At 70.3% G+C, this 26,258-nt stretch carries 21 protein-coding genes; 14 read left to right on the top strand and 7 right to left on the bottom strand.

Going from position 1 to position 26,258, the window contains the following annotated elements; all coding sequences use genetic code 11:
• Window positions 1-108: 108 nt before the first annotated feature.
• The 3 genes from M3Q35_RS15180 (at window position 109) to M3Q35_RS15170 (ending at window position 4,041) form a co-directional block, all read left to right on the top strand.
• A complete protein-coding gene (locus tag M3Q35_RS15180; protein WP_273942407.1) occupies window positions 109-1,125 on the top strand; it encodes an SDR family oxidoreductase in 1,017 nt (338 codons plus the stop codon).
• Window positions 1,126-1,176: 51 nt separating this feature from the next.
• Window positions 1,177-1,716 (top strand): TetR/AcrR family transcriptional regulator, encoded by a 540-nt coding sequence (locus M3Q35_RS15175; RefSeq protein WP_273942406.1) that lies wholly within the window; start codon window positions 1,177-1,179, stop codon window positions 1,714-1,716.
• A 90-nt stretch (window positions 1,717-1,806) separates the two neighbouring features.
• Window positions 1,807-4,041: an ATP-binding protein gene (locus M3Q35_RS15170; RefSeq protein WP_273942405.1), complete on the top strand. Its 2,235-nt coding sequence runs from the start codon at window positions 1,807-1,809 to the stop codon at window positions 4,039-4,041.
• Here M3Q35_RS15170 and M3Q35_RS15165 read toward each other — a convergent pair.
• A complete protein-coding gene (locus M3Q35_RS15165; protein ID WP_273942404.1) occupies window positions 4,013-4,360 on the bottom strand; it encodes an STAS domain-containing protein in 348 nt (115 codons plus the stop codon). The two genes, M3Q35_RS15170 and M3Q35_RS15165, sit on opposite strands and share 29 nt — an antisense overlap.
• A 118-nt stretch (window positions 4,361-4,478) precedes the next feature.
• On the opposite strand from M3Q35_RS15165, the gene M3Q35_RS15160 reads away from it, so the two are divergent.
• The 8 genes from M3Q35_RS15160 (at window position 4,479) to M3Q35_RS15125 (ending at window position 13,819) form a co-directional block, all read left to right on the top strand.
• The gene (locus tag M3Q35_RS15160; protein ID WP_273942403.1) at window positions 4,479-6,017 is read left to right on the top strand and encodes an HD domain-containing phosphohydrolase; all 1,539 of its coding nucleotides are present in this window, start codon (window positions 4,479-4,481) and stop codon (window positions 6,015-6,017) included.
• A gap of 72 nt (window positions 6,018-6,089) precedes the next feature.
• Entirely contained in the window at window positions 6,090-6,455 is a 366-nt protein-coding gene (locus M3Q35_RS15155) for a hypothetical protein (RefSeq protein ID WP_273942402.1), read from the top strand.
• A 7-nt stretch (window positions 6,456-6,462) separates the two neighbouring features.
• Window positions 6,463-8,079, top strand: a complete 1,617-nt coding sequence (locus M3Q35_RS15150) for an amidohydrolase (protein ID WP_273942401.1) — start codon at window positions 6,463-6,465, stop codon at window positions 8,077-8,079.
• Between the two features lie 70 nt (window positions 8,080-8,149).
• Window positions 8,150-10,093 carry an iron uptake transporter permease EfeU gene (efeU, locus tag M3Q35_RS15145; RefSeq protein WP_273942400.1) on the top strand — a complete coding sequence of 648 codons (1,944 nt, stop codon included), beginning with the start codon at window positions 8,150-8,152 and terminating at the stop codon, window positions 10,091-10,093.
• A 13-nt stretch (window positions 10,094-10,106) separates the two neighbouring features.
• Entirely contained in the window at window positions 10,107-11,270 is a 1,164-nt protein-coding gene (locus tag M3Q35_RS15140; protein ID WP_273942399.1) for a Dyp-type peroxidase, read from the top strand.
• Between the two features lie 97 nt (window positions 11,271-11,367).
• Window positions 11,368-12,141: a COG4705 family protein gene (locus M3Q35_RS15135; RefSeq protein WP_273942398.1), complete on the top strand. Its 774-nt coding sequence runs from the start codon at window positions 11,368-11,370 to the stop codon at window positions 12,139-12,141.
• Between the two features lie 89 nt (window positions 12,142-12,230).
• A complete protein-coding gene (locus tag M3Q35_RS15130; protein WP_273942397.1) occupies window positions 12,231-12,683 on the top strand; it encodes an alkaline phosphatase family protein in 453 nt (150 codons plus the stop codon).
• The gene (locus tag M3Q35_RS15125; RefSeq protein ID WP_273942396.1) at window positions 12,593-13,819 is read left to right on the top strand and encodes an alkaline phosphatase family protein; all 1,227 of its coding nucleotides are present in this window, start codon (window positions 12,593-12,595) and stop codon (window positions 13,817-13,819) included. Before M3Q35_RS15130 ends, M3Q35_RS15125 begins: the two co-directional genes overlap by 91 nt.
• 56 nt (window positions 13,820-13,875) lie before the next feature.
• Here M3Q35_RS15125 and M3Q35_RS15120 read toward each other — a convergent pair whose 3' ends face one another.
• The 5 genes from M3Q35_RS15120 to M3Q35_RS15100 form a co-directional block, all read right to left on the bottom strand.
• Complete coding sequence (locus M3Q35_RS15120) at window positions 13,876-16,128, bottom strand: ATP-binding protein (RefSeq protein ID WP_273942394.1); 2,253 nt, start codon at window positions 16,126-16,128, stop codon at window positions 13,876-13,878.
• 37 nt (window positions 16,129-16,165) lie between these two features.
• Window positions 16,166-16,843 carry a maleylpyruvate isomerase family mycothiol-dependent enzyme gene (locus M3Q35_RS15115; RefSeq protein WP_273942393.1) on the bottom strand — a complete coding sequence of 226 codons (678 nt, stop codon included), beginning with the start codon at window positions 16,841-16,843 and terminating at the stop codon, window positions 16,166-16,168.
• Between the two features lie 157 nt (window positions 16,844-17,000).
• Window positions 17,001-17,759, bottom strand: a complete 759-nt coding sequence (locus tag M3Q35_RS15110) for a class I SAM-dependent methyltransferase (RefSeq protein ID WP_273942391.1) — start codon at window positions 17,757-17,759, stop codon at window positions 17,001-17,003.
• Window positions 17,760-17,829: 70 nt separating this feature from the next.
• On the bottom strand, window positions 17,830-18,588 hold the full coding sequence (locus M3Q35_RS15105) for a PIG-L deacetylase family protein (protein ID WP_273942390.1): 759 nt from the start codon (window positions 18,586-18,588) through the stop codon (window positions 17,830-17,832).
• A gap of 16 nt (window positions 18,589-18,604) precedes the next feature.
• A complete protein-coding gene (locus M3Q35_RS15100; RefSeq protein WP_273942389.1) occupies window positions 18,605-18,760 on the bottom strand; it encodes a hypothetical protein in 156 nt (51 codons plus the stop codon).
• A gap of 375 nt (window positions 18,761-19,135) precedes the next feature.
• Here M3Q35_RS15100 and M3Q35_RS15095 point away from each other — a divergent pair, with 375 nt between their 5' ends.
• Window positions 19,136-20,278 (top strand): HNH endonuclease signature motif containing protein, encoded by a 1,143-nt coding sequence (locus tag M3Q35_RS15095; protein WP_273942388.1) that lies wholly within the window; start codon window positions 19,136-19,138, stop codon window positions 20,276-20,278.
• A 325-nt stretch (window positions 20,279-20,603) separates the two neighbouring features.
• On the opposite strand, the gene M3Q35_RS15090 is transcribed toward M3Q35_RS15095, so the two are convergent.
• Window positions 20,604-23,651, bottom strand: coding sequence for an AfsR/SARP family transcriptional regulator (locus tag M3Q35_RS15090; RefSeq protein ID WP_273942387.1), 3,048 nt, complete (start codon window positions 23,649-23,651; stop codon window positions 20,604-20,606).
• 76 nt (window positions 23,652-23,727) lie between these two features.
• On the opposite strand from M3Q35_RS15090, the gene M3Q35_RS15085 reads away from it, so the two are divergent.
• Window positions 23,728-24,246: a hypothetical protein gene (locus M3Q35_RS15085; RefSeq protein WP_273942386.1), complete on the top strand. Its 519-nt coding sequence runs from the start codon at window positions 23,728-23,730 to the stop codon at window positions 24,244-24,246.
• 109 nt (window positions 24,247-24,355) lie between these two features.
• Entirely contained in the window at window positions 24,356-26,254 is a 1,899-nt protein-coding gene (locus M3Q35_RS15080) for a sialidase family protein (RefSeq protein ID WP_273942385.1), read from the top strand.
• Window positions 26,255-26,258 lie beyond the last annotated feature (4 nt).

Raw genomic sequence — 26,258 nt, 5'->3', positions numbered from 1 at the left:
TGTGGAGAGTGTAACGGAGAGCTCTCCGATAACCCGTTGACGAAGCGGAGAGCTCTCCGTTACCTTCGGTGGGCAGGGGCGACCGCACACCGAACGGAGTGGATGATCATGGCCGAAGTCCTGGTGACCGGCGGGTCCGGCTACATCGGCAGCTGGTGCGTGCTCGAGCTGCTGGCCGCCGGCCACTCGGTCCGCACCACCGTCCGCGACCTGGCCAAAGAGCCCGGCCTGCGCGCCCAGCTGGCGCAGGGCGGGGCCGACGGCGAACTGAAGGTGCTGGCAGCCGACCTGAAGAGCGACCTGGGCTGGCGCGAGGCGGTCGACGGGTGCGACTACGTGCTGCACGTCGCCTCACCCACGCTGACCAGCGTGCCCCGCCACGAAGACGAGATGATCGTGCCGGCCCGTGACGGCGTGCTGCGGGTCCTGCGGGCCGCGCGCGACAGCGGGGTGCGAAGGGTGGTCCTGACCTCGGCTATCGGCGCCGTCGCCTACGGCCACCCCGATCGCGAGCAGCCGTTCACCGAAGCGGACTGGTCCGACGTCGACGCCGGCATCCCGCCGTACCAGAAGTCCAAGACGCTGGCCGAACGCGCGGCCTGGGACTTCATCGCCACCGAGGGCAACGGCCTCGAGCTCGCGGCGGTCAACCCGGTCGGCGTGCTCGGACCGGTGCTGAGCGCCGACTACTCGCCCTCGCTGGGGCTCATCCGCCGCATGCTCGACGGCGAGGTCCCGGCCAGCCTGAAGTTCGCCTGCGGCTATGTCGACGTGCGGGATGTCGCCGACCTGCACCTGCGCGCGATGACCGACCCGGCGGCGGTGGGCGAGCGGTTCATCGCCCAGTCCGGGTCCAGCCTGTGGGTGCGGGACATCGCCAAGATCCTGCGGGACCGCCTGGGCGAGCGGGCCGGCAAGGTGCCGACCCGCGAGCTGCCGAACTGGGTCGCCCGCGCCATGGGCCGGGTCAATCCGCAGCTGCGGCTGATCGTCCCGCAGCTGGGCAAGAACTTCGACGCCACCTCGGAGAAGGCGCGGCGGGTGCTGGGCTGGCGGCCGCGGCCGATCGAGCAGACGGTCGTCGAGACCGCGGAGAGCCTGCTCGCCCTACCCGCCGCGGCCTGAGGAGTAAGATCGGAGAGTTCTCCGCATTCTCGGCTCACGGAAGGGGCACGGATGTCCCCGCGCAGCGACGCCCAGGCCAACCACGCCCGGATTCTCGAGGTCGCGCGCGATCTGCTGACCGAGGACGGCGAGGCCTCGCTGAACTCGATCGCCAAGGCGGCCGGGGTCGGCCCGGGCACGCTCTACCGGCACTTCCCCAACCGGGAGGCGCTGGTGCTGGCCCTCTACCGGGCCGAGGTGCAGCGGCTGGTCGACTCGGCGCCGGACCTGCTGGCCAAGGAGCCGCCGCCGGCCGCGCTGCGGCGCTGGTTCGAGCGGCTGGCCGCGCAGATCCGGCTCAAGCACGGCCTCGGTGACGCGCTGAGCGCCGCCGCCAAGGACTCCGTCACCAATGAGACCTACGGCCCGGTGATCGGCGCGATCGACCTGATGCTGCGGGCCGGGCAACTGGACGGCAGTATCCGGCCCGGCCTCGACCCCGACGACGTGCTGATGATGATGAGCTGCGTGTGGCGGACCCCGGCCAACCGGGCCGGGCAGAAGCAGGCCAACCGGCTGCTCGATCTCGTGCTGGACAGCATCCGCGTCTGACGGCCGAACGAGTGAGCCGGGTAATGAGATCACCACCGGCCGCGAAGAGTGGGTACCGCAACGGCTTCCACTCGGTGCGAGGTGATCGCGATGACGTCGGAGACGAACAACGTCATCTCCGGCGCGGTCACCGGCAACGTGGTGCAGGCCGGGCACATCGACGTGGTGAACTTCGCGGCACCGGTGCCGGTCGCGGTGGCCGGACTGCCGGCCGAGGTGGGTTTCACCGACCGTGTCGGTGAACAGGCCGGGCTGGCCGCACTGCTCGACCCCGCGGCGACCGGCCCGACTGTCGCGACGATCACCGGACTGGCCGGCATCGGCAAGACGGCGCTGGCCGTGCGGGCAGCGCACGAAGCCGTTGCGGCCGGCTGGTTTCCCGGCGGTGTGCTGTTCATCGACCTGCACGGCTACGACCCGGCCGGCAGGGTGGCGCCGAGCGCGGCGCTGCTGGCGCTGTTGGGTGCGCTCGGCGCGGAACACGTCCCGGCCACGCAGGGGGAGCGCGAGAACCGTTACCGCTCAAGGCTGGCCGAACTGGCCGAGGCGGGCCAACGCGTGCTCGTGCTGGCCGACAACGTCTCAAACGTGGCGCAGGCCAACGCATTGCGCCCGGGCAGCCCGCTGCATCGGATGCTGATCACCAGCCGGGAAAACCTCCCGCTGCCCGGGGCGCGCCGCGTCGAGCTGGGCGTGCTGCGCGACGCCGACGCCGTCGAGGTGCTGGTGCAGGCGCTCCAAACAGCGATCCCCGGTGACACGCGAGTCGCCGACGAACCGCGGCAGGCCACCAGGCTGGCCCAGCTGTGCGAAGGCCTGCCGCTGGCCCTGCGGATCGTCGCCGAACTGCTGGCCGACCGGCCTGGTCAGGGCATCGGCCGCCTGGTCCGTACCGTCGGCGCGGCCACCGATCGGCTCGATGAGCTCTCCTACGACGAATCGGTCGCGGTCCGGGTCGCCTTCGACACGTCCTACCGACGCCTGCCGCCCAGCCTGGCCCGGCTGTTCCGGCTGCTGTCCCTGCATCCCGGCCCGCACGTCGGCCTCGGCGCGATCGCGGCGCTGGCCGACGTGCCGGCGAACGTTGCCCAGCGGCTGGCCGACGGCCTGTGCCGGGCCCATCTGCTCGGCCCGTCGATCGTGCCCGACTGCTACCGGTTCCACGACCTGGTCCGGCTCTACGCCGGCCAGTGCTGCGAAACGGACGAGTCTCCGGCTGATCGCGCGGCCGCCGTGACGCGGCTGCTGGCGAACTACCGGGATGCCACCAAGGCCGCGTTCACGCACCTCGATTCCCGTACGCCCGCGGCGGAAAGGTCGTGGCTCTTCGGCGGCCGCGGCGAGGCGGTGGCGTGGCTGGAGGACGAGCGCCCGAACCTGATCCCGGTGGTGAGCCTGTCGGCCCGGTGCGGACTCGACGAGCTGACCGGCGAGCTCGTGGCGGCGCTGCACCCGTTCTTCGAGCTGCGCAACCATCCGGACGAGTGGATCACCGTGGCCAAGTTCGGTCTCGCGGCGGCGTTGCGGCGTGGCGACCGGGCGGCTGAGGCACAGAGCCTTACCGCCCTGGGCATCGCCCACCAGGAACTCCAGTGGTACGCCGAGGCCGGCGACTTCCACGGGCGGGTGCTGGCCGTGTGCGAAGAGACCGCTGACGTGCTCGGACAGGCCCGGGCGCTGATCAACATCGGCGGGACCAGCTACCAGCGCGGCCGGTTCGACGACGCCGAGACCGCGTGGGAGCAGGCCCTGGCCATCGCGTCCGAGCAGCAGGACAGCTACATGATGGCTCGTACGCTGAACAATCTCGGCTTCCTCGCGGCCGAGCATTGCCGCTACGAGGTCGCGGAGTCGCGTTACCGGCAGGCCCTGGCCTGCGCGCGGGAACTGGGCGATCCGCAGGCCGAAGGCGGCGTGTTGACCAATCTCGGCGGGGTGCTGCAGCACATGGGCCGGCCGGCCGAGGCCGTCGAGTACCTACGGCAGGCCCTCGACTTGTCGCCCTACAGCGGGGATCGGCTGCGCACCGGCCGCGCCCTGCACAACATGGCGTTGGTGTACCAGGGACTCGAGCAATGGGACGAGGCGTCCGAGTGCCATCAGCGTGCGCTGGCGCTACGCCGAAAGATCGGCGATCGGCACGGCGAGGGGCTGACGTTGACCCAGCTCGGCCGGATTCACGCCCTACAGGGCCGCCGTGAAGAAGCCCTGACGTGCCAACGACAAGCGCTCGCCGCGTTCGTGCAGACCGCGGCCACGGACCAGGCGGACGAGGTCCGGAGCCTGATCGGGGAGCTCATGACGGCAGAGCCTGGTCCAGGGTGATGACCACGTCCAGCTGAGCGTGCAGGCCGGTCGTCATGATCGGGACCCGGGTCGCGCGGGACCCGGCCACCACCAGGAGCCGGGTGTGCCCGCGGCGGTGCTCGTTGTGGGCCTCGATGAGGACCGACAGTCCGGGCGAGGCCATGTACGTGACGCCGCTGAGGTCGACGACCAGCGGCGCCGCGTCGGTGGTGTCCTTGCGCGCCACGGCGAGGTACCCGCGTAGCAGGGGAGCGGTGTCGGTGTCGATCTCGCCGGTGACGTGCAGGACGGTGGCCGGCCCGACGGTCTCCCGGCGGACGTCGAAGGCGTCGCTCATGGTGGTTCCCCAGTGGTGGAGTGCGGGCAGGGCGTAACCCGAGAGATATCCACATCCGGCCCCGGTGAAACGCGTCACCGTGTCGTGACGATGTGTTGGTGCTGGTCAGGAGGTGGTGATGCCCGGTCCGCGCCGTGCCGAAATGCTGGCTGCCCTGTCGCTGGCCATCGACCTGGGCCTGGGCCAGCCGATGGAGCACATGCTGCGGTCCGCGCTGATCGCCACCCGGCTGGCCGACCGGCTCGGCCTCGACGAGACCCGGCGGGGCACCGCCTTCTACGCCAACCTGGTGGCCTGGATCGGCTGTCACGCCGATTCGCACGAATTGTCGCGCTGGTTCGGTGACGACATCGCCTACCGCGCCGACTCCTACCAGGTCAACTGGCAGGGCCTGCCGTTCCTGAGGCTGCTGGCCACGCACGTCGGGCAGGACCAGGGGCCGGTCGGCCGGGGCCTGACCGCGGCGGCCTTCTTCGTCAACATCAAGGGCCGGCTGTCCGACCTGATCCACTCGCACTGCGCCTCCGCCGGCCGGCTGTCCGACCGGCTGGGGCTGGGCGACCCTGTGCGCGATGCCCTGGCCTGCACGTTCGAGCGGTACGACGGCTCGGGGCTGCCCGGCGGTCGTAGCGGCGAGGACATCCCGATCGAGATGCGGGTCGTGCACCTGGCCGAGGTGGCGGAGGTGTTCCTGCGGCAGGACGGCATGGACGCCGCCGTGGCGATGGCCAAGGCCCGCAGCGGCAGCCAGTTCGACCCGGCCGTGGTCGAGGCGTTCGAATCCACCGACCTCGAGGGCCTGCTCGACGACGACGTGTGGACGGCCGCGCTGCGCCAGGCCCCGGACAACGCCAGCACGCTGAGCGAGGCGGAGCTGGACGACCTGCTGCTGGCGATCGGCGACTTCGCCGACCTCAAGTGCCCGTTCACCATCGGGCACTCCCGCGGTGTGGCGGAGCTGGCGGCGCACGCCGCCCGAGCCTGCGGCCTGCCCGACGCGGACGTGCGCCTGGTCCGGCGGGCCGCACACGTGCACGACCTGGGCCGCATGGGCGTGCCCAACTCGCTGTGGGAGAAGCCCGGTCCGCTGACCGAGGCGGAATGGGAGCGGGTGCGGCTGCACCCGTACCTGACGGGGCGGATTCTGCGCCGCGTCCCGGGCCTGGAGCAGGTGGCCACCATCGCCGCCGCCCACCACGAGCGCCTGGACGGCTCGGGCTATCCGCTGGGGGCGGCCGGCGCCGCGCTGGCCCCGCTGTCCCGGCTGCTCGGGGCAGCGGACACGTATCACGCGCTGACGGAGATGCGTCCGCATCGAGGACCGTACGAGCCTGACCAGGCGGCCGAGATCCTGCGGCAGCAGGCCCGGGAGTCCCGGTTGGACGCGCAGGCCGTTGAGGCGGTGCTCCAGGCCGCCGGGCATCCCGTGCGGCAGCGCAGGGCCTTTCCCGCCGGGTTGACCGGCCGCGAGGTCGAGGTGCTGCGCCTGGTCGCCGCCGGCCGGCCCAACCGGGAGATCGCCGGCCTGTTGGTGATCAGCGAGAAGACCGTCCGCAACCACGTCGAGCACATCTACGCCAAGATCGGCGTCTCCAACCGCACCGGGGCCGGGTTGTTCGCCCTGGAACACGGGCTGACCGGAGCGTTCTCCGGGTGAAGATGGGGCGAGTGCCCCATGCGTTCCGAGCCCCGTCGCCGCCAGGCTCGTAGGCGACGGAAGGGGACTCCAATGACCACTCAAGGCGAAGTGTTCGCCCGAGCCATTGCCGCCCGGGACCACCAGGCGCTGCGCGCCGTGCTGGCCGACTCGGTGGCCTTCGAGGCGCTCACCCCGGGCCGGCACTGGGCGTCGACCGACGCCGACGAGGTCGTCGACAAGATCATCCTCGGGCCGTGGTTCGGCACGCACCAGGGCGAGATCGAGCTGTGCTCGGTCAGCAACGGCCAGGTCGGCGACTGCCAGGAGGTCGGCTACCGGTTCCGCGTGCGCAACGCCGAGACCGACCGCATGGTGGAGCAGCAGGCGTACTACACCGCGCGGGACGACCGGATCGACACCATTCGCATCGTCTGCTCGGGGTATCAGGGCGTATAACCGGCGGGTGAAGGTCGATCTGATCGTCGAGAACGGGCGGATCCACACCGGCGACCCTGACGAGTCCATTGTGGACTCCCTTGCGGTCGCCGGTGGCCGGATCTTGGCTATTGGCAAGGACGTCGAGGGTCTCGAGGCACGTGAGCGTGTGGACGCTCGCGGCGGCGTCGTGCTGCCGGGGTTCAACGACGCGCATGCCCACAGCGTCTGGTTCGGGATGACGTTGCTGGAGACCGACCTGTCCGGCGTGACGTCCCTGGACGACGTGTACCGGGCGATCGGGGAGCGGGCCGGCGACGGCGGGCCGGAGGACTGGATCATCGCTTCCGGCTTCAATCCCGTGCTGCTGCACGGCGCGGTCCCGGACCGTGACGTGCTCGACCGGGTCAGCGGCGGCCGGCCGGTCTGGATCAAGCACGCTTCCGGGCATTCCTGCCAGCTCAACGGCGAGGGACTGCGGCGCACCGCCGTCGGTGACCGGGAGATCGACGGCGGGCGGGTCGTGCGGGACGAGACCGGTCGGCCTACCGGCGTCCTGGAGGAACGGGCCATGGCGTTCGTGCAGGACGTACTGCTGCCGTATCCACTGGACGTGATCGAACGGGCGTTGGACCTGGCCACCGCGCAGTACGCCCGTGAGGGGCTCACCAGCGTCACCGACTGCGGCGTTGCCGGGGGTTGGATCGGGCACGCGCCGGGGGAGTTGGCCGCGTACCAGAACGCCCGTGAGCACGGCGTTCTGCGGACCCGGATGCAGGTCATGCCGGTGATCGACGCCTTGGTCGACGTCGGTGGGCACGCTGAAGAGCCCGCCTTTCTGGGGCTCGGCACCGGCATTCGCACCGGCTGGGGCGACGACGTCCTTCAGCTCGGGCCGGTCAAGGTCTTCACCGACGGGTCGATCCTCGGCCGCACAGCCCAGCTGTCCGAGCATTACGAGGGCTGTCCCGACAACCACGGCTACCTCCAGGAAGACGCCTCGACGCTGCGCCGTCGCGTCTTGGCGGCCTATGCCGCAGGTTGGTCCGTCGCCCTGCACGCCGTCGGCGACGCCGCGCTCGATGTCGCCCTCGACGTGATCGAGGAGGCGATGACGCTTCATGGCCGCCGTCTGGTGCCCAACCGGGTCGAGCACGGCACCGTCGTTCGGCCCGACCAGGTCGCTCGGCTCGCGTCCCTCGGCGTCGCCTGCGTCGTGCAGCCGAATTTCTTGCCCGCCTTCGGCGAGGGCATGCGCCGGGCCATCGGTCCCGACCGCAGCCGCTGGTCACACCGTGCCCGCAGCTTCCTCGACGTCGGCCTCCCCGTCGCCCTCAGCTCCGATCGCCCCGTCGCCCCCGGCGCTCCGCTCGGCGGTATCCAGGCTTTCGTAGAACGCCTCACCGAAGACGGGATTCTGTATGCACCTGAGGAGCGTTTGACCCCGTCGGAGGCCGTCCGCGCCGCGACCCTCGGCTCCAGTCAGGTGACCGGTCAGGACGCGCACAAGGGTCGTTTGGTGCCCGGGCAGTTGGCGGACATGGTCTTCCTGGAGGCGCATCCGACCGAGGTCGCCGTGTCGGACATTCACGCCATCCCGGTGCTCGCCACCGCTGTGGGCGGTGTCTTCACTCACGGGTACTAAGGGCACCCTTCTACAAGTGTGTAGTATCCGCCCCGGGGTTAAGTGAGCCTAACCGAAGGGGCGTGGCGCGGTGTGGGTCGACGGGCTGCCCAACCTGGTCATCGGCCTGCGCGAAGGGCTGGAGATCGGGCTGGTGGTCGGCATCCTGCTGGCCGCGGTGCGCCGCACCGGCAAAGGGGTCGCGCCGATCTGGCTCGGGGTGCTGGCGGCGGGCCTGCTGTCGCTGGGATTCGGCGCGGTGCTGGTGTTCTCCCGGGCCGAGCTGACGATCACGGCGCAGGCGGTGTTCGGCGGGCTGCTGAGCCTGGTGGCGATCGTGCTCGTGACGTGGATGATCTTCTGGATGCGTCGTGCGGCCCGTGGTCTGTCGGGTGAGCTGCGGGAGAAGATCGGCCACGCGGCCGAGATCGGGGCCGGCGCGCTGGCGACGACAGCGTTCCTCGCCGTGGCCCGTGAAGGCCTGGAGACGGCGCTGTTCCTCTGGACGACGGTGCAGGCGTCCGGCGACACGATCACGCCGCTGGTCGGGGCGGCGGTCGGCCTGACGGCGTCGTTCCTGCTGTGCTGGCTGATCGTGCGGGCCAGCGTGCGGGTGAACCTCGGCGTCTTCTTCTCCCGCACGGCAGTGCTGCTGATCGTGATCGCCGCCGGCGTCCTGGCCTACGGCGTCGGCGAGCTCCAGACCGCCGGCATCGTGCCCGGTCGGGGCTGGATCGCGTTCGACCTGAGCACGGTGGTGTCCACGGACAGCTGGTGGGTGTCGCTGATCTCCGGCATCACCAACCTCGCGCCGCGGATGACCGTGCTCCAGGTCGCGGTCTACCTGGCGTACCTGGTCACGGTGCTCGTTGTGTTCCTACGTAAGCCTTCTGCGGCGGCGGCCCCGGCATCGCCGCCGGTGCGGCGGGTGCCGCGGTGGGTGTACGCGGCCGCGGCGGTCGTCCTGCCGCTGTTGGCGGTCGGTGTGTTCGCGCTGGTCACGTCGCCGTCCGGCGGCGGCTCGTCGACGCAGGTCACTGTCACGGCCGAGGGCTGTGCCCAGGATTGGACCGGCACCGCTGCCGGCTCGTCGACCATCTCCGTGATCAACAAGTCCGGGCACGGCGGCGAGATCTACCTGATCCGGGCCACCGACGGCGGGGTGATCGGCGAGATCGAGGGCCTCGGCCCCGGCACCCGCCGGTCCATCACCGTCGACCTGCCGCCCGGCCAGTACGGCTGGCGCTGCCTGGTGCCGGGCGAGCTGGACCAGGTGTCGCCCGTCGCGGCCGTCACCGGTGGCTCCGGCGGACCGGCCGTGCCGGCGGTGAAGCCGGTGTCGGACAAGGACCTCAAGGGACCGGCCGACTCGTTCACGTCCTATCTCTCGGACAAAATGTCCACATTGGACGCTCAGGCCGGCGACCTGGCGGCCAAGATCCAGGCCGGTGATGTCGACGGCGCGAAGGCGGCGTGGCTGGCGGCGCAGCTGACCTGGGAGCGGCTCGGGGCCGCGTACGGGCAGTTCGAGGACCTGGGCGTGGCGATCGACGGTCTGCCACAGGGCTTGCCGCAGGGCGTGGCCGATCCCGGTTTCACCGGCCTGCACCGCATCGAATACGGCCTGTGGCACGGGCAAACGACCGCCCTGGCGCCAGTGGCCGACAAGCTGCGACAGGACGTCCAGACGCTGCACCAGAAACTGACGTTCGACCCGACCGATCTGCCGCTCAGGGCCCACGAGATCCTGGAAGACGCGTTGCGGCGCACCCTCAACGGCCAGACCGACCAGGGCTCCAACACGACATTTTCTTTGGTGGCGGCCGATGTCGAGGCCACGAACGCGGTGTTGGACCGGCTCCAGCCGCTGCTCGACGCCCGCAAGCCCGGCCTGGTCGCCGCCGCCCGCACGCAGCTCGCCGCGGTGACGGCCGCCTGCGGGACCGGCAACCGGACGGTGGTGGACGCCCGTGTCGGCGCTGCCGTCGAGACCCTGTCCGCCATTCCCACCCTGCTCGAAGTGCGCGCGAGCTGAAGGAGCCCCTGCCATGTCGCTGAGCCGTCGCCGCTTCCTCCAGGGCACCGGTGCCGGTGTCGCCGGCACCGCACTGATCGGCGGCCTCGCCGCCGCCGGGGCGCAGGCGGACACCGTTGCCACGCCGGAGGTTCCGCAGGCGTACCCGTTCCACGGTCCACGTCAGTCCGGTGTGGACACACCAGGCCAACGCTTCGCAACCTTCGCGGCCTTTGACGTCACAGCCGCCGATCGGGCCGGGTTGACGGCCATGTTCAAGGCGTTGACCGATCGAGCCCGGTTCCTCACTGCCGGTGGCACGCCGCCGGATCTGGGCGTCGGCGCGCCGCCTTCGGACAGCGCCGTGCTCGGGCCGACCGTGCCGGCCGACGGCCTGACCGTGACGGTGTCGGTCGGCGCATCGCTGTTCGACTCCCGCTACGGCCTGCGCAAGCCCGACGGCCTGACGGCGATGCCCACCTTCCCGGACGACGTGCTGGAAACCGCGTGGTGCCACGGCGATCTGATGCTCCAGATCTGCGCCAACAACATCGACACCGTGCACCACGCGCTGCGGGACCTGACCCGGCACACCCGCGACGGCATGCAGCCCCGCTACCGCCTTGACGGCTTCGGCTCGCCGCCGCGACCGGCCGGCACGCCGCGGAACCTGTTGGGATTCAAGGACGGCATCTCCCAGCCGGGCGCGGACGTGGCCTGGCGGGGAGACGGCAGCAGCTTCCAGGTGGTGCGGTTCATCCGCATGCAGGTCGAGTTCTGGGACCGGGTGTCGATCTCCGAGCAGGAACGGATGTTCGGCCGGCGGCGGGACAGCGGCGCGCCGCTGGACGGCAGCGTCGAGACCGATATTCCGGACTACGGCAAGGATCCGGACGGCAAGGTCATCCCGCTGGACTCGCACATCCGGCTGGCCAACCCCCGCACGCCGAACACCGCGCGCATCCTGCGCCGGCCGTTCAACTACGACCGCGGTTTCCAGCCCAACGGCACGATCGACGCCGGACTGCTGTTCTGCTGCTACCAACAGGACATCGCCAAGCAGTTCGAAGCCGTGCAGAACCGGCTGAACGGCGAGCCGCTGACCGACTACGTCACGCCGTTCGGCGGCGGCTACTTCTACGTGCTGCCCGGCGTGCGGGACAACGCGGACCACTACGCCAGCGCGCTGCTTTCCTGAAAGCGTTCTCAGCAAAGGGAAAACCAGTTCCTGTCAACTACCTGTCGATCGGTTGTGGGGGCGTGGCCGGTGCGGCGGCCGATGGGAGAATCCCCGAGTGACAAGCAGTCTGCGCAATTCAGTGGTGTCGGCCCGTGCCCTGAGGGTGCCGGAGATCACCGTCTTCTTCTGGCTGGCCAAGGGTTTGTCGACGGCGCTCGGTGAGTCCGCTTCGGACTACCTGGTCGGCGCGCTGTCGCCGATCCCGGCGGTGCTGGCCGGGTTCGCCGCCTTCGTGGTGTCGCTGGTCGTCCAGTTCGCGATGCGCCGCTACCGGGCCTGGGCGTACTGGTTCGCGGTGGTGATGGTCGGCGTGTTCGGCACGATGGCGGCCGATGTCCTCCATGTCGGTTTCGGTGTGCCGTACACGTTTTCCGCGCTGCTGTACGGAATCGCCCTCGCCGCGGTGTACATCCTGTGGTTCCGGGTCGAGAAGACGATGTCCGTGCACAGCATCGACACGCCGCGCCGCGAGGCCTTCTACTGGGCCGCCGTGGTCGCCACCTTCGCGCTGGGCACCGCGCTCGGCGACCTGACCGCGATGACCCTGCACCTGGGCTATCTGTGGTCGATCGTCCTGTTCGCACTGATGATCTGTATCCCGGCCGCCGGATACCGTTGGCTGCACTGGAATCCCATCTTCAGCTTCTGGTTCGCCTACGTCGTCACCCGCCCGCTGGGCGCCTCGGTGGCCGACTGGCTGGGCAAGCCGACCGATGTCGGCGGTCTCGGCCTCGGCGGCGGGCCGGTGAGCCTGGTGCTGCTGGCGCTGATCGTGGCGGTCGTCGGCCACCTGGCCGTGTCTCGACGGGATGTCCAGCCCACAGACTGATGAGGGCGGTTCACGCCGCGTTCAGGTCGAGTACACCCTCGTCGCCTAGAACTCCTACACCACTGTAGGAGTCAGCGAGGAGCACCGGCATGCGCAGAACAACCCTGGTGGCCGCGGTCGCGGTCGGCCTGGTCGCGACCACCGCGGCACCGGTGGCCGCGGCCGCGCCGGACCGGCACGTGCTGCTGATCTCCATCGACGGCCTGCACGCCGCCGATCTGGCCTGGTACGTGCGGCAGCACCCGCATTCGGCGCTGGCCGGCCTTACCCGCGAGGGCATCGACTACGCGCACGCGAAGACCCCGGTCCCGTCCGACTCCTTCCCGGGCCTGGTCGGGCAGCTCACCGGCGGCAATCCGGCCACCACGGGCATCTACTACGACGCCACGTACAACCACGCCCTGCTGCCCGCCGGCACCACCGACTGCGCCGGCGCGAAGCCGGGGCGGTCGTGGATCTCACCGAGGACCTGGACAAGAACCCGGCTGCGCTGGACGCCGGCCAGGGCCTGGCCGGCCTGCCGAACTCGATCCTCGGCATGACCGGCGCGCCGCAGACGCTCATCCAGCCGTCCGGGCTGCCGGTCGACCCCAGGACCTGCAAGCCGGTTCAGCCCAACCAGTACCTCAAGGTCAACACGGTCTTCGAGGTCGCCCGCGCCGCCGGCCTGCGCACGGCCTGGTCGGACAAGCACCCGGCCTACTCGATCCTGAACGGGCCGTCCGGCACCGGCGTGCAGGACCTGTTCACGCCGGAGATCAACAGCAGCGTCGGCGCCGGCGACTGGACCACCGACAACACCGCCACCCGCCAGTACGACCACTACAAGGTTCTGGCCGTGCGCAACGAGATCGACGGCTACGACCACGCCGGCACCACCCGGGTCGGCACGCCGGCGGTCTTCGGTCTCAACTTCCAGACCGTGTCGACCGCGCAGAAACTGCCGGCCGGCGGCTACCTGGCCAACGGCACGCCGGGACCGCTGCTGGCCAGCGCCCTCGATTCGGTCGACGGCGAGATCGGCGCGCTGACCGCCGAGCTGGGCAAGCAGCATCTGGCCGATCGGACGACGATTGTGCTGTCGGCCAAGCACGGCCAGTCGCCGACCGACCCGGCCGCGTTGACCCGCATCGCCGACGGACCGCTGCTGGACGGCCTCAACGCGGCGTGGCGGGCAGTCCACCCGGGCAGCGGCGACCTCGTGGCGGCGTCCACTGATGACGACGCGATGTTGTTGTGGCTCAACGACCGTTCCGCCGCGGCCGTCGACTTCGCCCGGCACTACCTGCTGGCCCAGAACGGCACCGGCAACGACATCGCCGGCGCGCCCAAGCAGTTCACCGCTTCCGGTCTCCAGGCCGTCTACAGTGGACCGTCCTATTTCCACACTTCGGCTGCCGATCCCCGTGTGCCCGACGTGGTGGGCGTCGCCCAGTACGGCGTGGTCTACACCGGCAAGAAGTCCAAGATCGCCGAGCACGGCGGAGCCGCCCCTGACGACCGCGACGTGGCGCTGGTTGTCGCCGGCGCGGGCGTGCACGGTCATCGGGTCGTGGACGCGCCGGTGTCGACCGTCCAGATCGCGCCGAGCATACTGACGCTGCTGCGGCTCAACCCGAATGCGCTGCAAGCCGTGCGGATCGAACACACCCAGGCGCTGCCCGGCCTGCACACCTGACCTCCCCAAACCCCCGCGAGTCCCGCTCAGCGTCACACCGAATGTGTGAAACGGATTCAAACATTCGGTGTGACGCTAGGCGGGACTCGCGGGGTGAGCTTGGCCAGTTTGCGCTCGGTCTCCTCGGCCAGGCTGAGCTGGTGGTGGGCGATGTGCACCTCGAGGGCCGTCCGCCAGCTCTGGGCGGCCCCGTCGCGATCGCCCTGCGCCAGCTGGATGTCGCCGATCGAGGCGTGGACGGCGCCGATATTGGCGAGGTTGCCGACGGCGGTGTACAGGGCGAGAACCTCGTGGTACAGCGGCAATGCCGCGGCGAACTCGCCTTCCCGGCGCAAGCTCCGCGCGATGTTGCTCAGCGTGATGGCCGCGCTGTCGGTGTCGCCGTGCTCGCGGAACACGGCCAGCGCCCGCTCCAGTGTCGCCCGCCCGACGGCGTAGTCGCCCAAGTCGAGCTGGTGCTCACCGACCTGACTCAACGCCTGGGCGGTGAGCACCGGGTGACCGAGCGGCTCCAACAACTCCAGGGACCGACGGGCGTGCCGCAGCCCCTCCTGGACGCGGTCGAGCGGCCGCAGCGCGTTGGACAGGGCGCTGTGGGCGATGGCCTGCTCCATGGTGCGATCGGTGGTGGCCAACAGATCCACGGCCTCCTGCTGGTGCAGCGCGGCGTTCTCGTTGTCGTTGAGATGGTGGTCCGCGAAGCCCAGGCCGCAGAGAGCAAGCCCACGGGCGACGGTGTCGCCGAGGTGCTCGGCGGCGGCGAGCGCCATTCGCCACGTCTCGTGATCGTCGTGCAGATACCCCTGGCGGGTACGCATCGGGGCGAGGCAATAGGCCTGTTCCCAGACAGGGGCGTACCAACCCATGGTCATCGCCAGCCGGGCGCTGGCCACCAGACAGGCGTTCTCCGCGTGGAACCACGCCCATGCGGCGTCGGCGTCCGACGGCACGAATTCGTGCGACACCGCCGCATCGTGGACGACCACGGATGGGGCTCGGTGCGGAAAGAGCGACTGGTTCACCGCCCGGGCGCCGGCGGTGTAGTAGGTGACGAGGCCGTGCAGGGCCGCTTCGCGTTCGGCCTGCGGCAACGTCTGCTCGGCGGCGTACAGGCGAACCAGGTCGTGCATCCGATAGCGGCCGGGAACATGGTGCTGCACAAGTGAAACCTGTTCCAACGCCCGCAGCAGTCGTCGTGTGTCCATAACAGACTGTCCATTGAGGGCGGCCGCCGCCTGAACCCCGATGTCCGGTCCCGGCACGATCCCGAGCAGCGTGAACAAGCGGGACATCGGTGGCTTCAACGGCGTGGTCGACCACGACAGCACGGCGCGCACACTGGCCAGCTCGTCGTCCTCGTCGAGGGCGTTGAGCCGCATCTCCCGCAGCTCGTCGGCCAGTTCGGCCAGCGGGAACTCGGGGTGGGCCTGCGCACGGCCGGCGACGATACCCAGGGCCAGCGGCATGCCAGCGCAGCTGCGTACGAGCTGCGCGGCGGCGTCCGGCTCGGCGGCAAGGCGGTCCGCGCCGAGACGAGCGGCCAGCAGCGCCGTGGAGTCTTCGTCCGGCAGTGCGTCGAGCGTCAGCCGGCGGGCGCCGCGCGACGTGACGAGACCGGTCAGCTGGTTTCGGCTGGTCACGATGACCGTGCTGCCGCTACCCGGCAGCAGCGGCACGACCTGGGCGGAGTCGACGGCGTTGTCGATGAGCACCAGCATCCGGCGGTCGGCCAGCAGACTCCGGTACAGCGCCGACTGTGCGTGCAGGTCGGTCGGTTGCTCCGAGGGTGGCACCCCGATGCCTTCGAGGAAGCCGCGCAGCGCCGCCTCCACGTTCATCGGCCGGCCGGACGGGTCGAAGCCGCGCAGGTTGACGTAGAGCTGGCCGTCGGGAAAGCGATCGGACTCCTGGTTGGCCCAGTGCAACGCCAACCACGTCTTGCCGACGCCGCCGGTGCCGGAGATCACCACCGTGGAGGTCTGGTCCAGCATCTCGGTGAGTTCGGCGACGTCCGGCCGCCGTCCGGCGAACAGCGTCGGCGGCGCGGGCAGCTGCCTCGGACCAGGAGCGGCCGGGGTCCCGAGAACCGCGGCCATGAGCAACTCTCGATCGCCCGGGGACAGGCCCATCGCGTCGGCCAGTTGTTGCAGCGATGAGCGCTGTGGATTGCGCCGGGCGCCGGACTCCAGCCCCCGGATGGTCCGTACCGACACCCCCGACGCCTCGGCCAGCGCCTCCTGGGTCAGGCGCGCCCGGAGCCGGAACTGTCTGAGCGTCGAGCCCTGCTGATCCGTCAATGGTCCCCCCATGACGTCAACGGTAGCGCTCAGCGGCCGTGCGAGGCGGTCACATCGGGGGCACGAGGGTGAAGTAGCGGTCGAGCACGGCGCGGGGCCCCACCACGCCGAGCAGTTCGTCCGCGGGAATCCGGTGCCACAGGAACAACATCAGGTCCGAGGCCGTGCCCCTCAGTTCGACGTGCCGAGGCTCGGTGGGATCGATGAGCTCGATCGTGTCGCCGTCGAAGGCCACCGTCCAGACATCGTCGCCGTCGGTACGGCGCAACCGGATCCGCTCACCGAGTCCGGGTGGCGCTTGGGTCCGGGCGCGCCGAAACGGGGCCATGACGGTGAAGTTCTGCTCTATGGCGTCCGCTGCCAGGTCGCTGTCGACCGGTTGGGGGGCGTCGATCGCGTTTTCGGCGTCCCAGCGGTGCACCGCCGCTTCGATCGTCTGCATCCGTGCCCAGAACCCGACCGTTTGGTCCTGCGACCACGTCCATACGGGCTCGGCGGGGTCGCGGCTGTCGAACAGCTCGGCCAGCCTCGCGGCTCCGTCGACGAACCAGTCGATCAGACTGGTCGGCACCGGCCCGTGAGTCGGTGTTCGTCCCGCCACGGGCCAGCCGCGCGTGTCCGTCGGCACGTTGAGGTCGACGCGGTCCGGCGGGGCGGCCAGCCGGTGTTCCACGAGGTGGATCAGGTACCGGTGCACGTTGCCCAGGTGCGCCACCAGGTCCGACATCGACCAGCCGGGGCAGGACGGGACCGGGGAGCGGCGTCGGCGGACCGGCGGACCGCGTCCTCGAAGGCCGCGATCTCGCGGCGGAAGTGGGGGACGTAGTCCATGGCCCTACGAGCTTAGGCCACGGCCGTTCCGCGCACCGCCCAGGCCCGGGCGGTCAACGGGATGGTGCCGTCGGCGGCGATCGGCAGCCGGTCGTGCAGCAGGTCCCGCAACGCACCGCGTTGCTTGTCGGACAACGACATCGCATACCCGGGGGCAGGCCCTGACCGCCGAGGAACGGGCCCCAGTAGTCGTCGAAGTCGGCGAAGACGGTCGGCACCTCGACGGCCTGAACCCGCACGTCGCCGAGACCGGCGTCCGACCACAACCGCCCCAACGCGTCGTTGCGGCACAACGGAAAGCGATTGCCCTCGTCCAACTCGACCGCGGCGGGATCGAGCGCTGCCGCGGCGTCCCAGAAGTGGCGCAGCATCCCCATGCCGTCGGCGTAGTCCCACACGTACGCGCCGGCCACGCCGCCCGGTGTGAGGATCCGGGCGATCTCGGTCGCGGCCAGGACCGGATCGGGGACGAAGTTCAGCGCCAAGCCGCTGACCACGACATCGACGCTCCGGTCCGGCAGCGGCAATGCCCTGGCGTCGCCGACCTGGAATGACACACGAGGGTCCGTGACGCGAGACCGGGCCCCGGCCAGGAACCCGGCGGACGGGTCGACGCCGAGGAGGTGGGCGGGATCGGCCGCGGCCAACACGGTTGCCGTGAGCGCGCCCGTGCCGCAGCCGACATCGACCCAGCGGCCGCCTGCCGGCGCGGCCAGCCAGCGGACGAACTCCGCCGCGACCGGCCGGCTCCACCGGCCGATGTATGCCTCGTACGCGTCGCCGACGGCCCAGACGTCGTGCTCGCTGGTCACGGGCCGACGGTACGCCGGCGCGGCGGCATCGACCATCCGGAGGATCGGCCCGAGGGCGGCGTGGAGAACCTCAGGAGTAGCTGGCGGCCGCCACCCAGTGCGCCGACCAGAACAGTTCCGCTGGGCGGCCGACCCCGCCGGCCGCCCGCGCGTGGGCGGCGAGCGGCCGCGCGATGTCCGGGTGCTCCGGCCACAGCATCCCCAGCTGCGAGGTGTAGCAGCGGACGGCGGCGGTTTTGGCCCGCCAGGCCGGTTCGCTCGCGACGACCGGGCGGCCGGCGGCCAGGCGCACCCCGGGCGCGAGCCGTGGCACCGCGCTGGTCGTGCCGGCGTAGGGCAGGTCCTGCCAGAGCTCGACCGGCACCGCGGCGTCCCGACACTCGATCAGCACCGTATCCCGGGTCAGCACGTGATCGATGTGGCCGCCGATCCCGGCCGCCGTCAGCACGAGATCAGGTGCCGGGGCCAAGGCGTCGCGGATCGCGAGCGCCAACTTCGGCCGAAACGCGGCGTCGGCGGATTCGTCGGCCGCCTGCCAGCGGCTGCGGCCCGGCCGGTAGACCGCGTCGAGGAAACCGGCGTGCCGCGCCGTCGCGCCGAGCTGGGCCAGCGCGGCTTCGTCCTCACGCCGCCGCGCGCCGATCGGATCCTCACCGAGGCCCCAGAGTGCGTGCAGCTCAAGGGCCAGCGGCGAGTACGGCGGCGGCGGGAAGCCGGCGAACAAGGTCAGCACCACCACCTCGTGCCCGGCCGCAGCCAGGTCGTGCAGCCGCGCGCCGGCCGACAGCACGGCGTCGTCCAGATGCGGCGAGATCGCCAGTATCCGCAAGGGAATCGCCTCCTTCTCAGCGGGCGGCAACGGTGAAATGGGCGGGGAGCCGGAACCAGTCGGGATGGCAGCCCTTGGCCGGCAGTCGGGTGATCTCCTTGCGGACGACGGCGACGCTGCTGTTGCTGGCGGTCACGTGCGGGGCTGTCGGGTCGGATGTCTCCACGGTCATCAGGCTGGGGCTAGAGGCTTCTCTGGTGCTTTCGGGGCGGTCCCTTGTCGGCAGGAGTGATGCGAGAGCGGGGGTGTTGCCTGATGGTCGGCTGATGGGGATGTGTTCGGTACGGTCGGGGGGATTAATTCGGTGTGGTCGCATGGATTTGGTGTGGAGCCTCTGCGCGATGGCCCAAGGGCTAAAAGCGGGCAGGACGAGCCTGCCCTTGGCCTGTCAATTGTACGCCATCGCGCCCCTCCACACAAAATCCACGCGACTGGTACGAGTTGCCGTGTTGTGGTGTGGCGGGGAAGAAAGAAAAGCCTTTCTGTCGGGCGGGATTCACCCGTTAGGGATTCGTGTTCGATCTTGTGTTCGAGTATTCTCAGAAGTATGGAACTCACCCGCGACATCGAGAACAGGGAACCCACCGGGGCCCTGTTCGATCTGGTGCTGGGTGTGGATCCCGCGAGCCTGACGCAAGAACAGTTGGTCAATTTTGTGGGGGCGGCCCGGAAGGTGCGGGCGGTGTGTGAATGGGCCGAACATGAGGCCCTCAACCACATCGACGACCTCACCGAACTGGCAATGGCCACGAAGGTCTCGGAGCCGGCCCTGGCCCGCTCACAAGAGATCGCCGCCGCCCTGGAGACCCATCCCGCGCTGGCGGAGCGGTTCCGCCGGGGCGAGATCGACCTCGCCCGGTTCGCGGCGGTCCACGAGCGGACCCGCCACCTGTCCGATCCTGCGCAGGTCGCCGAAGTCGACCAGGCCTTGGCCGAGCAGGCCGCCGGTATGACCCGGACTCAGGTGTGTCGCAAGGCCACCGCGCTGGTCGCGAAGGCCGATCCGGATGGTTATGAGCAGCGCTGCCACAAGGCTAAGGACGACCGGCAGGTCGGGCTCTCTGCCTTGCCCGACGGTATGGCCAAACTGACCTGGATCCTCCCCGCGACCGAGGCCCACCAGCTGTTCCAGCAGATCTGCGCCGACGCCAAGTCCCTACCCAAGGACGAGCGCACCACCGACCAGAAACGCTCGGACGTGCTCTGGGACCGCCTGCGGGGTAAGCACACCAACTGGAACGTGCGGACCTTCGTCACCATCTCGATGGAGACCCTGCTGGGCCTGACCAATGACCCCGGCCAGCTTGCCGGTTATGGGCCGATCGCGGCCGAGGCGGCGCGGGAGTTGGCGATGCACGGCCCGTTCCGAGGGCTGCTGCTGGATGAGTACCAGCAGATCTCCGCAATCAGCACCGACACCTACCGGCCCACGGCCCTGATGAAAGAGACGTCCGTTGCTCGGGCCGGTGGGACCTGCACCGCCCCCGGCTGCACCCTGCCCATCCAGGAACACGACCACATCACTCCCTGGCCCACAGGCCGCACCCAAGCGACCAACCTCCAGGGGCTCTGCACCTGGCACCACCACCGCAAACACGACAACTACACAGTGACCCAGGATTCAGACGGCACCACCCACTGGATCACACCAGCCGGCCGCCACCACACCACCCACCCCCTGCAGCACTAACCGGGAAAAGGACTTCCCACAGCCATCACCAAAAGGGTGCACAGCGGGAGTCAAAACCCAGCCACCGCCATTCCTTCACACACCCACCGCCAACTCCCGAATTGGGTCGATTTTGTGTGGAGGGGCGCGATGGCGTACAATTGACAGGCCAAGGGCAGGCTCGTCCTGCCCGCTTTTAGCCCTTGGGCCATCGCGCAGAGGCTCCACACCAAATCGACCCATAAACCGAAGAACCCCGGAAAACTACGCAGCACGCGCACAAAACCCAACCACCACCGACGGCGATACCGGCACAGGAGAAGGCTGATACCGCACACGGAAGCAGCTACCGCGCTTCGATCGCCTCGGCCAAGGCGCGGGACAGCGCGGTGTCGGCGTCGCCGACCAGCTGCAACGCCTCGCGGCGCGCCGCGGCGGCGGTCATGGGATTGCCGAACTGGTCGTCGATACGGGCCTTGACGGCCAGGAACCGGGCCCGCGTCACGCCGGCCGACCCGGTCTCGCTGAACACCACCAAACCTTCGCTGACCAGCGCGTTCGCCCGGTTCCAGTCGCACTGGGCGACGCTCAGCTCGGCCAGCGCCAGCAGCGCCCGGCCGCGGATCGGGTTGCTCTCCATACGCCGGGAGATGGCCAGCGAGGTGGCCAGGTCCTGCTCAGCCGAGCCGTACCGGCCCTGCCGCACCTTGACCGCGCCCAGGCCGGCCAGCGTGCTGGCCTGCCCGAGCAGGTCGCCGGTGTCCATGACCACGTCCAGCACCGCGCCGAGGGTCTGTTCGGCCCCGGCCAGGTCGCCGGTACGCAGGCGTAGGTCGGCGACCCGGTACTGCAACTGGGCGTAGATCCGGGTGCTGCGCAGCTGCCCGCACCGCGACAGCGCATCGTCGAGGAGCCGGCCGGCGTGCGCGTAGTCCTCCCAGTCCATCTTGATCTGCGCCATGTTGCACAACGCGTCGATGGCGCCGATCTCCGCGCCGACCGCACGGAACCCGGCCAGTGCTTCGTCGAATCGGCGTAGTGACTGCTCGTAGCGGCCTTCGACCAGGTCGCAGAAGGCCAGGCCGCTCAACGCCAGGGCGTGGCCGTGGGTGTCGCCGAGGGCGGCGAAGGCGTCGCGCGCCGGCTCGAAGTGCTGCGGCGCGTCCTGATGTCGTTCAACCAGCGCCAGATTGCCGAGGGAGCACAGCACAGCGGCCTCGCCACGGGCGTTGCCGGCCTGACGGGTGGCCAACAGCGCGGTCCGGTGCGTCTTGCGCCAGTCCTCGACCAGGTAGTCCGCCTCGAACAGGGGCACCAGCGTCACCGCCAGGTCCCAGCACAGCTCGTCCAGCCCGATCCGGGCCGCCAGACCGACCGCCCGCAACAACCCCGCCCGCTCCTGACGCAGCCAGTCCATCGGCTGGCCCAGCATCAGATCGCGGGCGTACTCCGGCAGATCCCACGACTCCGTCGTGCCATGCACGCCGTAGTCGGCGCCACAGGCCCGGCGGTGGGCCTCGACGGTCAGGGACAGCCAACAGGACAGCAGCCGCCGCAGCGTGCTGGTGCGGCCGAGCGTGCCCTCCGTGCTGGCCAAACGCTCCTGCGCGTATATCCGGACCAGGTCGTGCAGCCGGAACCGGGGCGGGCCGGTGTCGTCGACCCGCACCTCGACCAGGCTGGCCCCGACCAGTTCGTCCAGCGCGTCGCTGGCCTCGTCGAAGTCCACGTCCAGCAGCGGCGCGCTCACCCAGCAGCCGAAGTCGGCGGTCCCCAGCAGGCTCAGCCGCACCAACAGCTGCTGCGCACACGCGCCGAGGCCGGTGAACGACTCGGTCAGCGTCGCCCGGATGCCGAGGCCGTCGATGGCCAGCTCGTCGAGCCGGCGCATCTCGTCCCGCATGCGGTGCACCAGCTGCCCGATCATCCAGTACGGCCGGGTGGCCAGCTTGGCCGCAGCGATGCGCACGGCCAGCGGCAGGTGGGCGCAGAGCCGGACCAGGTCCCGCACCGCGTCCGGCTCGGCGGCCACCCGGTCCGCCCCGACGACCTTGGTCAGCAGGTCGACGCAGGCGTCCTCGTCCAGGCTGCCGACCTTGATGTGCCGGGCGCCGGGCAGGCTGGTCAGCGGACGGCGGCTGGTGATGATCACGGCGCAGGCCGGGGTGCCGGGCAGCAGCGCGGTGGCGTGCCGGACGCCGGCAAGGTCGTCCAGCACGATGATCATCCGCCGGTCGCTCAGCCAGCTGCGGTAGACCGCGGTCCGGTCGGTCAGGTTCTCCGGCAGCGACTTGGCCGGGCCGCCGAGCGAGCTGATCAGCCGGGCCAGCAGGTCCATCGGGTCGGCCGGTCGCCCGTCCGGGCCCTGGCTCTGCACGAACAGCTGGCCGTCGGGGTAGGCGTGCCGCACCGCGTGCGCGGCCTGCACGGCCAGCACCGTCTTGCCGACTCCGCCGCCGCCGGTGAGGCAGGCGATGGGCAGCGGCCGGCCGGCGTCGTCGGCCGGCGGCACGGTCAGCAGCGTGGTGAGCTCCTCGAGCAGGTCCTGCCGCCCGGTGAAGTCGGAGATGGCCGCCGGCAGCTGCCGGGGCGCAGCTGTCTGGCGGGTCGAACCACGCGGCTCACGTGGCGTGTCCAGGGCCGGGTCCTGGGCCAGGATCGCCTGGTGTAAAGCGGTGAGCTCGTCGCCGGGCTGGATGCCCAGGTCGTCCTGGAGGATGCGACGGACTTCGTGGAACGACTCCAGCGCCTCGGCCTGCCGGGCCGAGCGGTAGAGCGCCAGCATGTGCTGGGCCCGCAGGTGTTCCCGCAGCGGGTGGTACTCGACCAGCTCGCTGAGCTCGCCGACCAGCCGGCTGTGCCGGCCCAGCGACAGCTCCAGGTCGATGCACTCCTCCTGGGCGCGGATCCGATCCTCGTTGAGACGGCCGGCGATCGCCTGGAGCAGCCGGCCGTCCACAGTGGCCGCGGTCGGCCCGCGCCACAGGCCCAGCGCGGCCCGGTAGTGCTCGATGGCCTGTTCGGGACGGCCGTCGGCGCTGTTGGTGGCCGCCTCGCCGAGCAGCCGCTCGAACTCGGCGACGTCGAAGCACTCGCCCGGCACTTCGATGGCGTAGCCGGCCGCCTGGGTCCGCAGCAGCTCACCGCTGCCGCGTTCGCGGAACTGCTGGCGCAGCGTGAACACGCAGGTCTGAATCTGGCCTTTGGCCGTGGCCGGCGGCTCGTCGTCCCACAGCGCCTCGATGATCCGCTCGACCGGCACCACCTGCCCGCGGGAGAACAGCAGCAGGGCCAGCAGCTTGCGCTCACGGCTGCTGGTCAGCATGATCGGCTCGTCCCCGACGAGGACGTGCAGCGGGCCGAGAAGCCTGAAGTACAGAGGCGTGTCCGACACGCGGTCCCCCCTGTGTCACCGGCCTGCCAGTAAACAAAGTTTCCTGTTTCAGGGCACGGTATCAGTGCTGCGGCCGGTGACCCGCCCCTCGCAGGGCACTTCGGAAAGTTGGCTGGTCACGACCCGAGTAAGCGTCAACTTCGACGGTGGCGAGCAGGGTTCGGAGCCGCTCGGCCTCGGGTACGCCGATGTCGTCGTAGACGGCCAGCGCCTCCCGCCACAAGGCGGCTTCATCGCGCAGGTGGCCGAGGCCCTCGAGGGCGTTCGTAGCAGTCACCGCAACCTGCCGGGATCGCTGGCCCTGGTGAACGAGGGGGTGCGGCGGCTCGACGCCGAACTGGACATGGACAAGCGCCGGGCCGACCTGGACGACGTGGCCGGCGCGATCGCCGATCTGTCCTATGTGGTCGAACTGGGGCGGCACAGCGGGACCCTCGCGGCCATCACGCGCCGGGAGTCGTTCGGTGTCAACGTGATCGGCTTCGCCGAACGCTGGCTGGCCACCCGGTTCGCGGCTTCCGGCGGCGACCGGTTCGCCGGTGTTCTTCGACGCCGCCCACCATCGGCTCGCGTGAATCCACAGTTGACAGTATGAGGGTGTGGGCCGGATGGATGATTGCCGGGGTGTCGGACGCGGATCTAGCTTCGGGTGATTTCCGCCGATCCGGCGAGGAATCGTGCGTACCTCCGGACAAGGAGTCCGCATGTACCGAACCAGACCCACTCTGTCACTGTTAGCGACCGTCGCGCTCGCCGCCGCGGGACTGGGCGTCGTGGCGGCGCCGGCCGGCGCGGCCCCATTCGGTTACGCGAGCCTGAAGGCGATCCAGCAGCACCACGTGTCCGGCCTGCTCGCGACGGTCCTCAACGGTGAGGACCCGGCGATCCACGGTCAGAGCCTGGCGCCCCGTGATGTGCGCCGGGCGGCGCCGGCGCCCTGCACGAACCGCTTCGGCGACGACGTGAAGGTCAACCAGAACTGCCTCAACATCAGCGACCCCGATCTGCAGGGCCGGGGCCAGGCGCAGAACGAGACCTGGCTGTCCGCGGATCCGAACAATGCCAGCCATTTGCTGGCCAGCTACAACGACTACCGCCGCGGTGACGGAACCTGCGGCGTGTCGTACTCGCTGGACGGCGGCGGCACCTGGGCCGATTCGACCGTGCCCAACGGTTTCACCCGCGGCACCGCGTTCGGCGGCGCCCCGCGCCAGTACTGGCAGGCCGGCGGCGACACCTCGACGGCATGGGACACCAAGGGCAACGCCTACCTGTCCTGCCAGGTGTTCAACCGTGGCGCGGGCACCTCGGCCAACCCCGACCAGTCCAGCGCCTTCTACGTGTACCGCTCCACCGGAACCAACGGCGCGTCGTTCAACTTCACCGGCCGTCCCGTTGCGGAGCACGACGACACCGCCGGTGCCGGGGACTTCCTGCTGGACAAGCAGTTGATCACGGTCGACAACCACGCCGGCAGTCCGTTCGCCGACCGCGTCTATCTGACGTGGACCACGTTCGCCGCCGACGGCACCGGCTACATCTACGAGTCGCATTCGGCCGACTACGGTGAGTCGTTCTCCGCGCCGGTCCTGGTGAGCACCACAAGTGCCCTGTGTGACAACACCTTCGGCCTGCCGACGCCGGGCGGGACCTGCAACGAGAACCAGGACTCGCAGCCGTTCACCGGCCCCGACGGCGCGCTCTACGTCGCCTTCAACAACTTCAACAACGCGGTCGCCGGCACCGAGAACCGCAGCCAGGTGCTGCTGGCCCGCTCCACCGACGGCGGCGCGAGCTTCTCCGCGCCGGTCCGGGTCGGCTACTTCTACGAGCTGCCCGACTGCGCCGCGTACCAGAACGGCCTTGATCCCGGACGCGCGTGTGTGCCGGAGAAGGGCCCGTCGACCAACTCGATCTTCCGGGCCAGCAACTACCCGATCGGCGCGGTCGATCCCACGCACGCCAACCGCGTCGTGGTGACCTACGGCTCGTACATCAACCGGAACTCCAACGAGGCCACCGGTTGCACGCCTGCCGGCATTTCCGCCGCCACTGGCGGCAACCTCTACACCGGCGTGAAGACCGGCACCTGCAACAACGACATCGTGCTGTCCACCTCCACCAACTCCGGCACCAGTTTCACCGGTGGCAGCACCGATCCGCGTGCCCTCGCCGTCGTCACCACGGCCGGGGGACAAGCCAGGACCGACCAGTTCTGGCAGGCGGCGGCGTTCTCTCCCAACGGAACTCTCGCCGTCAGCTACTACGACCGGCAGTACGGCTCCGACGAGAACCTCGGCTTCTCCGACATCACCGCCTCCACCAGTTCGAACCTGAGCGCCTTCCGGCACGTGCGGGCGACGTCGAGCAGCATGCCGCCGCCGACCCAGTTCAGCGGCACGTTCATCGGTGACTACGCCGGCATCGCGGTCACCGGCCGGACCGTCTATCCGATCTGGTCGGACACCCGGCCGACCGACCAGTTCCTGTGTCCGGGCACGGGAACCCCGACCACGCCGCCGGCGGTGTGCGAGGGCGGGGCGCCCAACGCCTCGGTGGCCAACGACGAGGACGCGTACACGACCGGGATACCGCTGCGGTAGCGGC

The sequence above is a fragment of the Kutzneria chonburiensis genome, assembly GCF_028622115.1.
Lineage (GTDB): Bacteria > Actinomycetota > Actinomycetes > Mycobacteriales > Pseudonocardiaceae > Kutzneria > Kutzneria chonburiensis.
This window is presented reverse-complemented; position numbering and strand designations above follow the sequence as displayed.

What these genes read in the sequence shown, in the direction of transcription:
- M3Q35_RS15180 (WP_273942407.1), top strand. Translation starts at nt 109, where the DNA reads ATGGCCGAAGTCCTGGTGACCGGCGGGTCCGGCTACATCGGCAGCTGG.
- M3Q35_RS15175 (WP_273942406.1), top strand. Translation starts at nt 1,177, where the DNA reads ATGTCCCCGCGCAGCGACGCCCAGGCCAACCACGCCCGGATTCTCGAG.
- M3Q35_RS15170 (WP_273942405.1), top strand. Translation starts at nt 1,807, where the DNA reads ATGACGTCGGAGACGAACAACGTCATCTCCGGCGCGGTCACCGGCAAC.
- M3Q35_RS15165 (WP_273942404.1), bottom strand. Translation starts at nt 4,360, where the DNA reads ATGAGCGACGCCTTCGACGTCCGCCGGGAGACCGTCGGGCCGGCCACC.
- M3Q35_RS15160 (WP_273942403.1), top strand. Translation starts at nt 4,479, where the DNA reads ATGCCCGGTCCGCGCCGTGCCGAAATGCTGGCTGCCCTGTCGCTGGCC.
- M3Q35_RS15155 (WP_273942402.1), top strand. Translation starts at nt 6,090, where the DNA reads ATGACCACTCAAGGCGAAGTGTTCGCCCGAGCCATTGCCGCCCGGGAC.
- M3Q35_RS15140 (WP_273942399.1), top strand. Translation starts at nt 10,107, where the DNA reads ATGTCGCTGAGCCGTCGCCGCTTCCTCCAGGGCACCGGTGCCGGTGTC.
- M3Q35_RS15130 (WP_273942397.1), top strand. Translation starts at nt 12,231, where the DNA reads ATGCGCAGAACAACCCTGGTGGCCGCGGTCGCGGTCGGCCTGGTCGCG.
- M3Q35_RS15120 (WP_273942394.1), bottom strand. Translation starts at nt 16,128, where the DNA reads ATGGGGGGACCATTGACGGATCAGCAGGGCTCGACGCTCAGACAGTTC.
- M3Q35_RS15115 (WP_273942393.1), bottom strand. Translation starts at nt 16,843, where the DNA reads ATGTCGGACCTGGTGGCGCACCTGGGCAACGTGCACCGGTACCTGATC.
- M3Q35_RS15100 (WP_273942389.1), bottom strand. Translation starts at nt 18,760, where the DNA reads ATGACCGTGGAGACATCCGACCCGACAGCCCCGCACGTGACCGCCAGC.
- M3Q35_RS15095 (WP_273942388.1), top strand. Translation starts at nt 19,136, where the DNA reads ATGGAACTCACCCGCGACATCGAGAACAGGGAACCCACCGGGGCCCTG.
- M3Q35_RS15080 (WP_273942385.1), top strand. Translation starts at nt 24,356, where the DNA reads ATGTACCGAACCAGACCCACTCTGTCACTGTTAGCGACCGTCGCGCTC.